Origin of the sequence: Streptomyces sp. NPDC052496, assembly GCF_040679095.1 — a bacterium.
Taxonomy (GTDB): Bacteria; Actinomycetota; Actinomycetes; order Streptomycetales; family Streptomycetaceae; genus Streptomyces.
Genome location: NZ_JBFAUH010000007.1, coordinates 300,687 through 310,613 on the forward strand (window position 1 = coordinate 300,687; position 9,927 = coordinate 310,613).

The 9,927-nt window shown below is 71.2% G+C and carries 10 protein-coding genes; 6 read left to right on the forward strand and 4 right to left on the reverse strand.

All coding sequences use genetic code 11. The annotated features are described in order from the left end of the window. Window position 1 precedes the first annotated feature (1 nt). Window positions 2-640: a GNAT family N-acetyltransferase gene (locus AB0L45_RS12845; RefSeq protein ID WP_365839007.1), complete on the reverse strand. Its 639-nt coding sequence runs from the start codon at window positions 638-640 to the stop codon at window positions 2-4. Between the two features lie 116 nt (window positions 641-756). Between AB0L45_RS12845 and AB0L45_RS12850 the strand changes: the two genes are divergently transcribed. From AB0L45_RS12850 to AB0L45_RS12875, 6 genes are all read left to right on the forward strand, one after another. Next, window positions 757-1,821 (forward strand): alpha/beta hydrolase, encoded by a 1,065-nt coding sequence (locus tag AB0L45_RS12850; protein WP_365839009.1) that lies wholly within the window; start codon window positions 757-759, stop codon window positions 1,819-1,821. A 478-nt stretch (window positions 1,822-2,299) separates the two neighbouring features. Further along, window positions 2,300-2,407, forward strand: coding sequence for a keywimysin-related RiPP (locus tag AB0L45_RS12855; protein WP_242577869.1), 108 nt, complete (start codon window positions 2,300-2,302; stop codon window positions 2,405-2,407). A gap of 149 nt (window positions 2,408-2,556) precedes the next feature. Beyond that, a complete protein-coding gene (locus AB0L45_RS12860) occupies window positions 2,557-4,416 on the forward strand; it encodes a lasso peptide isopeptide bond-forming cyclase (RefSeq protein ID WP_365839011.1) in 1,860 nt (619 codons plus the stop codon). A gap of 22 nt (window positions 4,417-4,438) precedes the next feature. After that, window positions 4,439-4,696, forward strand: coding sequence for a lasso peptide biosynthesis PqqD family chaperone (locus tag AB0L45_RS12865; protein ID WP_365839013.1), 258 nt, complete (start codon window positions 4,439-4,441; stop codon window positions 4,694-4,696). 43 nt (window positions 4,697-4,739) lie between these two features. Then, window positions 4,740-5,156, forward strand: a complete 417-nt coding sequence (locus AB0L45_RS12870) for a lasso peptide biosynthesis B2 protein (RefSeq protein WP_365839015.1) — start codon at window positions 4,740-4,742, stop codon at window positions 5,154-5,156. Window positions 5,157-5,160: 4 nt separating this feature from the next. Beyond that, window positions 5,161-7,074, forward strand: a complete 1,914-nt coding sequence (locus AB0L45_RS12875) for an ABC transporter ATP-binding protein (RefSeq protein ID WP_365839017.1) — start codon at window positions 5,161-5,163, stop codon at window positions 7,072-7,074. A gap of 59 nt (window positions 7,075-7,133) precedes the next feature. On the opposite strand, the gene AB0L45_RS12880 is transcribed toward AB0L45_RS12875, so the two are convergent. The 3 genes from AB0L45_RS12880 to AB0L45_RS12890 form a co-directional block, all read right to left on the reverse strand. Beyond that, window positions 7,134-7,844, reverse strand: a complete 711-nt coding sequence (locus AB0L45_RS12880) for a thioredoxin domain-containing protein (protein WP_365839019.1) — start codon at window positions 7,842-7,844, stop codon at window positions 7,134-7,136. A gap of 313 nt (window positions 7,845-8,157) precedes the next feature. Then, window positions 8,158-8,598 carry an SUKH-3 domain-containing protein gene (locus AB0L45_RS12885; RefSeq protein WP_365839021.1) on the reverse strand — a complete coding sequence of 147 codons (441 nt, stop codon included), beginning with the start codon at window positions 8,596-8,598 and terminating at the stop codon, window positions 8,158-8,160. Beyond that, window positions 8,599-9,927: polymorphic toxin-type HINT domain-containing protein (locus tag AB0L45_RS12890; RefSeq protein ID WP_365839023.1), on the reverse strand; the 1,329-nt coding region annotated here is incomplete at its 5' end.

A 9,927-nucleotide genomic window follows, 5' to 3' on the forward strand; every position in this document is an offset into this window, starting at 1 on the left:
CTTACGGCTCCTTCGTCCCGACGGGACGGTGCATGGTGGTCACCGCGCCGAATCCCAGCAGCCCGCGCAGGCAGAGCGTGGGCTCGGTCCGTACGGCCGTGAAGCCGCGCCGCTCGTAGAGGGCTCTGGCGCGCGGGTTGGTGTCGATGACGTCCAGTCTGATCTCCCGGCAGTGCCGCTCCGCCGCGACGGCGGCCACTTCCTCGACGAGGAGGCTTCCGATGCCGTGTCCCCGCAGGTCCGGGTGCACGGCGATGCCGTCCATGACGAGTTGTCCGGGGGCCGGACGGCGTTCGAACAGGGCTAGCAGCAGGAGCCGGTGCAGCCCTCGCAGGTGTCCGTACGCGCGCAGCACGGCGGCGGCCGATCCTCCGGTGAGGGCCCGGCCGTCGACCTGGTAGCCGGCGAGGCCGACGAGCCGCCCGTCGAGCAGTGCGCAGACCGCGCGATCGGCGTTCAGGTGGGCGGCGAGGAAAGGCACCGCCTTGCCCGGCGGGTTCAGGGCGGGGCCGAGTTTGCGGCCGAAGGCACCCCAGTACAGCTCAGCGGCCTGCCGTTCGGCGCCGTCCGGAATGCCCCGCCGGAGCGTCGGCCGCCCCGGTTCTGTGCCCGGGCCGGTGCCCGTCACGTTCCGTTCCATCCCCGCCCTCTCCTCAGTGCTGCCACCCGGCCGAAACTATCACTGGTGCTACGACCGTACACATGATGATAGTTTCTGTGCCGCTGCGCGTCCCCTCACGGAAGCGGCCGGACCTCATGCACCCAGACACCGAGCCCCGAAGACGCCTGCTGCGCACCGCCGCCTGGGCCCTCGTCACGATCCTGGTCGTGGCCACCGGCCTCGTCGGCGTGGTGCTGTGGCAGCACAGCTACGAGATGCACGAGCAGCGGGTCTCGATCCGCCACGGCGGTCACACCCTCAACGGCGTACTGGCCACCCCGAAGGACGGACACGACCGCCACGGCCTGGTGGTCCACGTCCACGGCGACGGACCCATCGACGCCACCCACGACGACGGCTACAAGCCCCTGTGGGAAGCGAACGCCAAGGCCGGTTACGCCTCCCTGTCCTGGGACAAACCGGGCGTCGACGGCGCTCCCGGCGACTGGCTCGACCAGTCCATGGACGACCGGGCCGACGAAACGGCCGCCGCCATCGCCTGGGCACGTACCCGCCCCGACATCGACGGCGACCGGATCGGGCTCTGGGGCGCCAGCCAGGCGGGCTGGGTCCTGCCGAAGGTCGCCGCCAGAACACCGGTGAGCTTCGTCATCGCCGTCTCCCCCGCCGTCAACTGGCTCCGCCAGGGCCGCTACAACCTCCTCGCCGAGGCGCGCGCCGAAGGCGCCTCGCCGGCCCGCGTCCAAGCGCGGATCGCCAGGAGCGACGCCATCCGCCGGCTGCTGGAACACCACGCGACCTTCGACGAGTACGCCGAGGCCATGCACGGCGACACGGACGGTATGACCGCCGGGCGCTGGAATTTCATCTCCAAGAACTACACCGCGGACGCCACGCGAGACCTCCGTTCCCTGCGCGGGGTACCGGTACTCCTCATCCTCGCGGGCCATGACGTCCATGTGGACACCACCGACACGGAGCGCACCTACCGCGGAACACTGGGCGGGGGCGGCGCGCTGACCGTCGAGCGCTACCCGGACGCGACCCATTCACTGCTCAGACGGTCCATCGGGCAATCCGACGTCAAAGCCACGCTCACCGCGCTCTTCTTGCCCCGCTCACTCTTCGCGGCCGGATTCCTGGACGACCAGCGGCGGTTCCTGAACGGGCTCGGCCGAGGCGCCGGCGCCACTTCCTGACAGCCCTCCCATGAAGGACGCACCGCGCCCGGCCACCGGCACGACGCATGCCCGCTCTTCCGCCGGATCGGATGGCGGAAGAGCGGGCCAGGGAGGAGGGCGGTGAAGACGACCGCACCGGTCACAGGGGCTCAACCGGCCCGGCACGGCTGACGGGGAACCCGTCGCTGTGACGATGCCTGAAACACCGGCTCGCCGCGGGAACCCGAGCAGCGTGGAACCAGGAATCCGCGCCTTCAAACCGGTCCGCGCCATCCTCGGGGAGCGCACGGGATCAGTCCGCGGCACAACAACCGGAACACCCGCCCCCAGCGCACTACACACCGCCGTCAGCGCGTCATTGTGATGATGCTCTCGTCGCTCTTACGGTTACGTCGCGGCCACAACCGCTCGCGGGAGCGAAGGCGCAAATGCTTCCGCATTTCGCCGGCCGAGCCCCCGCGATTCCCGTCATTCCCCAGGGAAAAGGAGTGCGACCATGACATACGAGCGTCCCACACTCACCAAGGTCGGCGGCTTCCGGAAGGTAACGGGTGTCAAGAACACCGGGCCCAAGGATGTTCTCGGCGGCAAGCAGCTCCTCTGACGCCACCGGTGCGGGACGCTGAGCGCTCCCGCACCCTGCCCCGGTCCGGGCCGGCCCCACGCCGGCCCGGACCGTGGTCGGCCGCACTCGACCGCCGACGCGCCCCGCCCTCCCGACGTCCGGAGCCCCAGCGACCGAAGGTCACAGCCGTGGAAGAGACCCTGTCCCTGTCGGCCCTGCCCAGCTGGTTCGTCGTCCTGCCCGACACCGACGCGGCCACCACGGTCGCCGTGAAGGCACTCTCCCATGCGTCGCACAGCCTGCGTCATGCGTCCGGCAGACCCTGGCTGGTGGGCCGGTGGGCGGCGCACACGGCCGTCGTCGGAGTGCACGGCGACACCCGCGTCGCCGTGGTCGGGGAGCACGCCGTCACCCTCCGGGAAGCCCAGCGCGCTGCCGCCGCGGTGGCCACCACCGGCTCGCTGACAGCGCTGGACCGGCACAGCACCACGTGGGCCGGCAGCTTTCACCTCATCGCCAGTTCGGGCGGCCGGGTCCGGGTGCAGGGCGGAGTCGTCGACCTGCGGCGGGTGTTCTACGCCGACGCCACCTCCCCTGCGTCCGGCCGGGTGACCGTCGCCTCCGACCGGGCCGACGTGCTGGCCGAGTTGGTCGGTGCGGCGCTGGACGAACGCCGTCTCGCCCTGGAGCTGCTCACCTTGGGTGTGCCCCACCCCTTGTCCGGATCACCACAATGGCGGGGCGTCCACGCCCAGCCCGGCGGCCATTACCTGAGTCTCGACGCCGACGGGCGGGCCCGGTCGATCCGGTGGTGGTCACCTCCCGACCCCGAGGTCCCCCTGGCAGCGGGAGCCGCACGCCTGCGCGAGGTGCTGACCGCCGCCGTCGACGCGCGCACACGGGGACGCGACCTGGTGACGGCGGACCTGGGCGGCCTGGATTCGACCGCCGTGTGCTGTGCCGCGGCACGCGGGGACGCGCAGGTCGTCGCGTATACCGCCGCCCTCCACGACGAACTCGGTGACGATGCGCACTGGGCGCGGCAGACCGTCCGAGCCCTGGGGTCGGTCGAGCACCACGTCGTGCCCGCCGAGGACACGGCCCTGACGTTCGACGGCGTCGACACGCTCCAGGACGTCCTGGACACGCCCAGCATGCTCACGGTCGACCGCAACCGCCGCATGCACCTCGTGGCGCTGGCGGCCGCCCGGGGATCCAGCCTGCATCTGACCGGGCTGGGAGGCGACGAACTCCTGGCCGGGACGCCTGCCCGGCTGCACGCCCTGATATCCGCCCGCCCCTTCGTCGCCCTACGGGACGTGCGCGGGTACGCGGCCAAGTACCAGTGGCCCCGGCGCAAGGTGCTGTGCCAGCTCGCGGACCGCCGCTCCTACCGGACCTGGCTCGCCCGGGTCGCCCGTGACCTGACCGAGCCGGCGGCCGCCCCGGACGAGCCGCTGCTCGACTGGTCCGTACCGCCCCGGATGCCGCCCTGGGCCACGGCCGAGGCCGTCGCGGCGGCGCGCGAGCTGCTGCGCACCTGCCTGCCGGACGCCGAACCGCGGGGCAGGGGCCATGGTGAACACCGGGAACTGGCCGCTATGGACGGTATCTCCCAGTGGACCCGGCACATCGGGCAGATGGCCGCGCCCCTGGGGATCACCGTGGCGGCCCCGTACTACGACGACCGCGTCATCGAAGCGTGCCTCGCGGTCCGGACACCGGACCGGATCAGCCCCTGGCGCTACAAGCCGCTGATCGTCGAGGCCACGCGCGGCATCGTGCCGGAAGCCGTCCGCACGCGCGACACCAAGGCCAACGCCACCTTCGAGGAGGAGACCGGGCTGCGGCGCCACCGCAGTCGGCTCCTGGCGCTCTGTGAGGAGTCCCGGCTGGGCCGGCTCGGCCTGGTCGACGTGGACGCCCTGCGGGAGTGGTGCCGCCGCTCGCTGTCCGCGGAGACCGAGAGCTACCTGCTGCATCCGACCGTGGCCTGTGAAGTGTGGCTGCGCTCCCGGGAGATGACGCCGGCACCGCCCGGCCACTGACCGAACAGGAGAGGTGAAGCCGATGTACGCGCTGAAGCCCGGTGTACTGCTGACCGAGACCGAGTACGGCATGGCGCTGCTGGACCAGAAGAGCGCCGAGTACTGGACCCTCAACCCCACGGCGGCCGTCGTCCTCCAAGCACTGCTGGACGGCCACGGCATCGGCCAGGCGGTGGAGACGCTGACCGGGCGCTATGAGGACGTCGACACCGACCTGGCCACCCAAGACGTCACCCGCATCATCGACGACCTGCGCTCCGCGGGCCTCATCGCGCCGTAGTCGCCGCACCGGCCACTCGCCTGGCTCCAGGAAGAGGTACGCATTGTCGACACCGGAAGCGGTCCCCTACCGCCCTCGCTCCGTTCCGCCGGCCCGCCGCTTCACGGCCCGGGTGGCGGTGGGCTGTGCCCATGTGCTGGCGATGCTGCCACCCGGCCGTATCCGCGTGGTCCTGGGTTGGTTGCGGCGCGGGGCGAGGCCCGCCACCCTCGCCGAGGCGGCACATGCCCGGCAAACGGTGCTCGCCGTGAGCCTGGCCGCGGGAGGCAGCAAAGGGTGTCTGCCCCGCTCCCTGGCCACGGTGCTGCTGTGCCGTTTCCAGGGGCAGTGGCCCACCTGGTGCGTAGGAGTCCGCGCACGCCCTCCCTTCGCCGCACACGCCTGGGTGGAGGCCGAAGGAGAACTCGTGGGTGAGAACGTACCGGCCTCCTACTTCCAGCGCTTCTTCACCGTGGGGTGAGGCCGTGACCTCAGCGCCTCCGGTCGAGACGTGCCGTACGGACAGCGGCCAGGCGCGCCCCCCGGAACAGCCGGACCGCGGGCCCGGGCCCGGTCCCGCGTGGGCCGGCCTCCGGACCCTCGCCGGCCAGCTCCGGCCGCAGCGCGGACGCATGGTCGCCGGTGTCGGGCTCGGCCTGCTGGGCAGTCTCCTGGGGCTGGCCCAGCCGATGGCCGCCAAGCAGGTGATGGACCTCGTCGGCCGAGGGCAGCCGGCGGCCGGACCCATGGTGATCCTCAGCGTGCTGGTGGTGGCCGGCGGACTTCTCGCGGGCCTCGGCCACTACGTGCTCGACTGCTCCGCCGAGTCCATCGTCTGCACCGCCCGGCGCCGGCTGGCCCACCTCCTTCCGCGTCTGCGCGTGCCGGTGATCGAAGGCACCGAGCCGGGCGACCTGATCGCCCGCGTCACTTCCGACACCGTGCTGCTGCGGCGCGCCGCCCCCCAGGCGGTGTCGGCCGCGGTCAACGGCACTCTGATCACCGTGGCGACGATCGTGATGATGGGTCTGCTGGACGGAGTGCTGCTGAGCGTGGCCCTCACCGTGATCGCGTTCGTCGGCCTCGTCGTCATCGTGGTGACCCCGCACATCGGCCGGGCCACCCGGCATACGCAGGAGGCCGTCGGCCGCCTGGGGGCCGGACTCGAACGGACCCTGGGCGCCCTGCGCACCGTCAAAGCGGCGGGTGCCGAGCCGCACGCGACCGCGGCGCTGCGCCGTGCGGCCGAGTACGCCCGCCGTACGGGGGTGCGCGCCGCCGCGTGGGAGGCGGTCTCCGCCACCTTGTCGGCCGTCGTCCTCCAGGTCTGTTTCCTGGTCGTTCTCGGAGTGGGTGGCGCGCGCGTGGCCTCCGGCGCCATCGGCGTCTCCACACTCGTCGCCTTTCTCCTCTACCTCTTCGCCCTCGCCCCTCGGATCGGCCAACTGGTCGAAGGCGTGGGCCACCTTCAGATCGGGGCGGCCGCCGCCGTTCGCATCCGGGAAGCCGAGGCGCTGGAGGCCGAGGAAGTAGGTTCGACGGAACCGACGGGTGCCGAACGACGCGACGACGAGGCCACCGCGGCTTCGCGGCGGCCCTCAGGCTCGTACGAGCGGCACCGACGCCCCGCGACCGTGGCCTTCCAGCACGTGCGCTTCGCCTACCGGCCAGAACTCCCACCGACCCACCAGCACGTCACCTTCACCGTCCCCGCCGGAGGTATGACCGCGCTCGTCGGACCGTCCGGTGCGGGCAAGACCACCGTCTTCGCCCTCATCGAGCGCTTCTACGAGCCGGACGCCGGCCGCGTCCTCCTGGACGGCAGGGACGTGCGCCAATGGCCACTCGCCGAACTCCGCGCCGCCATCGGCTACGTCGAACAGGATGCGACCGTCCTCGCCGGAACCCTGCGCGACAACCTGATACTGGGAGCAGCCGACGCCACCGACGAACAGATCGCCGCAGTGCTGGGCCTGACCCGGCTCGACACCATGACGGCCCGCCTGCCGCACGGTCTGGACACCCAGGTCGGCCACCGCGGCAGCCGGCTCTCCGGCGGCGAGCGGCAGCGGATCGCGATCGCCCGGGCCCTGCTCCGCCGGCCCCGGCTGCTCCTGCTCGACGAGGCCACCTCCCAACTCGACGCGGCCAACGAGGCGGCCTTGCGCGACACCATCACGGACACCGCGCGCCACACCACCGTCCTGGTCATCGCGCACCGCCTGTCCACCGTGACCACCGCCGACCGCATCCTGGTCATGGAAACCGGACGGATACGGGCCCTGGGAACCCACACCGAACTGCTGACGCACGACTCCCTGTACGCCGAGCTGGCGAGCACACAACTGATCGGCCCAGGCCGACGGCACAGCTCCAAGGCCCCGCTGCCGGAATGCTGAACCCTGCCCGCGAGCAACTGCGGCGTCAAGCAGCCGACACCCGCGTCACCACCGCCGCCTCACCCCTTGCCCCCGCGCACCTGCCGGACGAACTCCGCCGGAGAGACCGGGACGCCGTCCTCCCCCAGCACGGTGACCACCGAGCCGTCGAGGGTGACGGCAGGCAACGCGTCCTCGGCACCGTCCTGGTTGTGGGCCGCGGCCACCTTCTTTCCCCAGGGGAGATAGGTCAGCTCCCGGACGGCCTTGTCGAACGCCGGCGTCCGCAGCCCGTCCACCCGGCCCGCGATCCCCAGCAGCGTGTCCGCCGAGGCCAGCGCGTCGCCGTCCCACTCCTCCCGGCCCGACCGGCCCGCGAGGACCGCACCCAGGTACCGCACGAATTTCTCCGGCCCCTCATCGGCTGCCGCCCCCAGCGCGTTGACCGCCTTCCGTGAGCCTTCTCCGCCCCGGGCGTCGTCCTCGACGGTGGCGAGCCGGTACTCGATCCGGTACGCGCCCTTTTCGGCGAGCTCCCGCATGGTCCGGCCCAACGCGGCCTCCGTACGGGCGCAGGGCCCACACCGCGGGTCCACCACGACCGACAGCGTGTGCCGCGCGTCGGCCTTCCCGTACAGCACGGACGTCCGCTGTTCCCCCACCGTGTTGGCCGGCACGACAAGCGGCCGGCCCTCCGCCTCGTCCTCCGCCGCACCACGGAGGGCGACCACCGCACCGATCACCGCGGCCACCACCACGACCGCCCCGACCATCGCGAACCGCCGCCGCACCCGCCTCCTCCTGCCCTCCCGCTCCCGCTCGCCCGCAAGCCGCTCCCGAGCCGCCCGACCATCCGGATTCGGATCTGCGCCCACGTGATCCATGTACTCTCCCTGCTCGCGCCGCACGGCCGGCCTGGAACTCCTGGGCCGCACGCTCCACAACCCCACCGAGATCACCAACGGCCCAGGGACCAGCTTGAGACCCACCGTCTTGCACACTGACCGCCCGCTGACGTTGCCGTCAACCACCGCTGGTAAACACCCCCAGCGGCCCCACCGGAAAAGTTCCGGAGGGGCCGCCGCGACGTGGTCACGAAATATTTCAGGTGGGCGGACTGAGCCTTTCTGGCGCGACTCCCGTAACGAGACGCTCCAGGGCCAAATCCCCTACACCGTACCTTGAGGCCCCAGCCCCGAGGAGGTAGACGGCACCCTCCTCATCGATCGCCAGGAAGAATTCCCCCTGCCCCACCTCTCCCAAAGGGAAGAATCTGAGACCGAACAACCCGGAAAGCTCCGCAAACCTTTCCCCCTCTCCGACAGCAAGTTCCGGATCGAACTCGAACGGCTCCCGTGCGCACGTGATCCCAGGCCCGCCGATGTCCACTCGAAGTCCACCGAACTCCTGAAGGAACTTCTCGGCCGCGGCATGCCAGGTGAACTCCGCCGCCAGCACCTTCCATCGAGCGAGGTCGACCCGACGATCCGGCAGCCAGCCGGAACGCCGGAGGACACCCTCTACTTCCTGCGAGAATCGAGGCATCTACGGCGCCATCCTGAAATCGATCTTGAAGTGCTCGACCAGCACCTGGCAACTGTCGCACGGCCCAATGAGTTTCTTGAAGTTCTTGTTCGTTCTGGTGCGCCCCACGGTAGCGGCAGCGGTTGCCCCCGTCGGATCGAGCCCAGCGTCCAAGGCTTCAGTCAAACACTGAACCAAACCGCAACCTCCGTGATTGTTTCCACGCTGAGCGGTCGGTATGGAATCGAGGATTCCCCGGACGGCCGGATGCACCCGTCGAGTTCCCGCCCCGCCATCGCTGTGAGCGACGATGGGAGAATGCCCGGGAACTTGCAGAGCCTCCATCACCTGCGGGCGCTGAGATCCCGAAAGGTCAGCAACTGCTTCTGCTTCCGCGTGTACCGCGTCGACAACGCCACAGTTGTGCACCAGAACCGGCGCAGCCCCCGCCACCGCATAGTACGTATGGACGCCCTGGACCGTCAGGTTGTGGACGGTCGCGTTCTGGGTCCATGGCTGGACGGCGGTGATCTGGAGCCAGGTGCCGGAGCTGGTGCGGAGCCACTGGCCGGGTTTCAGGTCGCCGGCGTCGGTCCACTTCTTCAGGTCGGGGGACCAGAAGGGGTGGCCGTCGGTGGCGACGATGCTGCCGGTGGAGCCGTCCGGGTCCGCGGGCCGGGTGACGTCGACGGTTTTGCCGGCGTCGCCGGGGTCGGCCGTCGCTGATGTGGCGTCCTTGCCCGGGCCTTCGGCCGAGGTGCGGACGGAGAGACGTACCAGGTCCTTGCTGCCCTTGCCGATGATGGTGGCGACGACCGGTTCGGCCTTGGTCTCGCCGGTCCCGGGGTCGGTCGCCAGGACCGTGTCGCCCGTCCTGACGTCCTCGATGGGCTTGCGGGTGCCGTCGGCCATCAGGACCTTCGTGCCGGGCACGAAGCTGTTGGTGGCGCAGCTCTGGTTCTGCTGGGGCTGGGCCGCCTCCTTGACCTGTTCCTTGACCTGCTCCTTGACCTCCTGCTTGATCTCCTTCTTGATCTGCCGGGAGCCCTGCGGCTTGGCCTGCTTGGGCTTGGGGTGGGGCTTGGGACGGGGCTGCGGCTTGGCGCGGGGCTTGGGCCGCTGCTTGGGTACGGAGCGGTACTTGGCCGAGCGCTTGGGTGCCGCCTTGGACGCGGCGCGCTGCTTGGCCTTCTTCGCCGCCTGGGCCGCGAGCTTGCGGGCCGCGTTCGCGCGGGCCTTGGCCGCCGCGGCCTGCTGGGCCTTCTTGCGGGCCGCTGCGGCAGCGGCCCGCTTGGCGGCTTCGGCCAGCGCCCGGCGCTTGGCGGCCTCCGCGGCGAGCCGCTTGGCCAG

Bases quoted from the DNA above. Each gene is read 5' to 3' on its own strand.
- AB0L45_RS12845 (WP_365839007.1), bottom strand. From the start codon at position 640: ATGGAACGGAACGTGACGGGCACCGGCCCGGGCACAGAACCGGGGCGG.
- AB0L45_RS12850 (WP_365839009.1), top strand. From the start codon at position 757: ATGCACCCAGACACCGAGCCCCGAAGACGCCTGCTGCGCACCGCCGCC.
- AB0L45_RS12855 (WP_242577869.1), top strand. From the start codon at position 2,300: ATGACATACGAGCGTCCCACACTCACCAAGGTCGGCGGCTTCCGGAAG.
- AB0L45_RS12865 (WP_365839013.1), top strand. From the start codon at position 4,439: ATGTACGCGCTGAAGCCCGGTGTACTGCTGACCGAGACCGAGTACGGC.
- AB0L45_RS12885 (WP_365839021.1), bottom strand. From the start codon at position 8,598: ATGCCTCGATTCTCGCAGGAAGTAGAGGGTGTCCTCCGGCGTTCCGGC.